Source organism: uncultured Kordia sp., assembly GCF_947489565.1.
Lineage (GTDB): Bacteria > Bacteroidota > Bacteroidia > Flavobacteriales > Flavobacteriaceae > Kordia.
Map to the genome: position 1 here is coordinate 1 of NZ_CANLEA010000058.1, position 494 is coordinate 494.

General features: G+C 43.3%; 1 protein-coding gene. It reads right to left on the bottom strand.

The genetic code is table 11. From position 1 onward, the window contains the following. Positions 1-494 (bottom strand): Calx-beta domain-containing protein (locus Q0845_RS27715; protein WP_298521208.1); only part of this gene is annotated, 494 nt, incomplete at both ends.

The following is a 494-nucleotide window of genomic DNA, read 5'->3' on the forward strand; positions in this document are numbered from 1 at the left end:
CCTGTAGTATCATCTGTAATTGGAATACTTACATCTACTGTCGTTTGTCCCGCTGGGATCGTTGCTGTAACTGTTGTTGTCGTATAATCATCTGTACTTACTGCACTGTTATCTGTGGTAGTGATACTTACTACGGTATCTACACTAGACGGATTGTCAATACTTACCGCTACACTTGCTGTTCCTGCATCTTCTGCCACCGTTACATCACCTACACTCATCGCTGGTGTATCGTTATCGGTGATCGTTACTGTTCCACTATCATTTGTGTTACTCGTGTTGCCACTTGTTACACTTCCATTTACCGTGAAGTCCTCCGTTGGTTCACCGGTAGTATCATCCGTAATTGGAATACTTACATCTACTGTCGTTTGTCCCGCTGGGATCGTTGCTGTAACTGTTGTGGTCGTATAATCATCTGGATTGGTCGCACTGTTATCTGTGGTAGTGATACTTACAACGGTATCTACACTACTTGGATTGTCAATGCTTAC